This window comes from Gordonia rhizosphera NBRC 16068 (assembly GCF_000298195.1).
Classification (GTDB): Bacteria; Actinomycetota; Actinomycetes; order Mycobacteriales; family Mycobacteriaceae; genus Gordonia; species Gordonia rhizosphera.
Genome location: NZ_BAHC01000163.1, coordinates 1 through 1,865 on the forward strand (window position 1 = coordinate 1; position 1,865 = coordinate 1,865).

2 protein-coding genes are annotated in these 1,865 nt (G+C 70.5%); both read left to right on the forward strand.

Features of this window, described 5'->3' with window-relative positions; genetic code table 11:
• Positions 1–171: 171 nt before the first annotated feature.
• Entirely contained in the window at positions 172–963 is a 792-nt protein-coding gene (locus GORHZ_RS19995; RefSeq protein ID WP_006336190.1) for a glycerophosphodiester phosphodiesterase family protein, read from the forward strand.
• A gap of 134 nt (positions 964–1,097) precedes the next feature.
• On the forward strand, positions 1,098–1,865 hold a 768-nt coding region (locus tag GORHZ_RS20000; RefSeq protein WP_006336191.1), incomplete at its 3' end, for a DUF5926 family protein.

Below are 1,865 nucleotides of genomic sequence, written 5' to 3' on the forward strand. Positions count from 1 at the left end.
CGTCGGGGTGCTCTCGGGCTCGATCCAGACGGGTGCGAACGGACTCGCGGCAGTGGTGCTCTCCTCGGCGATCTCCGCGTTGTTCGCGTGGCGATTGGGTGAGCGGTTGCAGGTGGTCTTCGGTGAGACGCAGGAGGACGTGGTGCCGGCACGACGATGGGTCGCGGTCGCATGACAAACGGTGAACAGATCTCCCGGTCGGGCAAGCCCGCGGTGGTCGCCCACCGCGGTGCGTCCGAGGACCTCCCCGAGCACACGATCGGCGCATACGAGCGGGCACTGGCCGAGGGTGCCGACGGTCTCGAATGCGATGTCCGTCTGACCAGCGACCACGAGTTGGTCTGCATCCACGACCGCACCGTGGACCGCACCTCCGACGGCACCGGTGTGGTCAGCGAGATGTCGCTCGCGCAGCTACGCGAACTGGATTTCGGCAGCTGGCATCCGGGTGGGAAGCAGGCCTCGGTGCTCACGTTGCGCGAACTGCTGACGCTCACACTCGACTGGCGCCGGCCGGTGCGGCTGTTCGTGGAGACCAAGCACCCGGTCCGGTACGGCAGCCTGGTGGAGCAGAAACTGCTCGCGATGCTCCACGAGTTCGGGGTGGCGAGCCCGCCGTCGGCCGACCACAGCCGGGCGGTGGTGATCTCGTTCTCGTCGGCGGGGGTGTGGCGCATCCGCCGGCACGCGCCGATGCTGCCGACCATCCTGCTCGGCGAGACCGCCCGGGTGCTGGGCGGCAGCGCGGCGACTGCGGCGGGGGCGACCGGGATCGGGCCGTCGGTCGAGACGCTGCGGCAATACCCGGATCTCGTCGACCGCGCCGCCGCCTCGGGCCGCGTCACCTATTGCTGGACCGTCGACGAACTCTCCGACGTGCAGTTCTGCGCCGACCGCGGCGTCCGCTGGGTCGCCACCAACCGCCCGGCCAAGGTCCGCGACTGGCTCGTCACCATCGACTGACTCGCCACGCCGGCTCAATCGCGCCAGCTCAATAGCGAACGCCCTGGAGCCCCTGACGCGGCGTCGACCGTGCGCACATTCCGTCATCACGAGGCCAATGCCGTGCCCTGAACTCGCCGTGAGAAGGTGAACCCATGGGCAAGAAGAGCAAGCGGGGCAGTGGGCCGCGCCCCGGGAGTAACCGGGCCGAGCGGGTGGCCGCACGCAAAGAGCGGCAGGCCGCCGCGATGGCGCCGCCGCCGCGGCCGTTCGCCGGATTGGCCGCCGAATGCGATCTCGTCGCGCTGCGGTCGTTCGTCGCATCGGCGACGGCGCGCCTCGACCTCGTCGAGTCGGGGACCGACCGCAACGACGTGAGCCTTGCGACGATCCTGCCGGGTGCTGTGCCGGCGCTGGTCCGCGACGTCGACGGCGGTCCCGAGGGACTCGTGGCGATGCAGACCGATCCCGACCCGGAGGATCTCGCCGCCGGACTGGCCGAGGCGATCGACTGGGCGACCAGGTCCGCGCCGGGCGCCGACTATGCCCCGGCCGGCACCGACAAGACGCTCGCCGAACTCATCGCGCCCGACTCGGCGCTCGACATCGTCGTCCACGACGATTTCTCGTGGTGGTTCCCGCCCGGGACCGATGTCCCGGCAGAGATCGCCGACATGCTGCAGCGGGCGAACGACTCGATCATGCCGACCGCGCGCCTGACCCCGAAGAGCGGCGTCGGCGCACCGTGGTGGGTCGATTCCGGCGAGCGTGCCCACCTGCGCTGGGTGCGTCCCGAGGCGGAGGACGACCTTATGAACGCGCTCGCGCGGTTGCACGCCGCGGGACATCTGACCCTGGGCGAGGGTTCTCGATTCGCCGGTTCGTTCCGCACCCACGGACTGCTGGTGCCGGTGTTCGACCTC

What these genes read in the sequence shown, in the direction of transcription:
- GORHZ_RS19995 (WP_006336190.1), top strand. Translation starts at nt 172, where the DNA reads ATGACAAACGGTGAACAGATCTCCCGGTCGGGCAAGCCCGCGGTGGTC.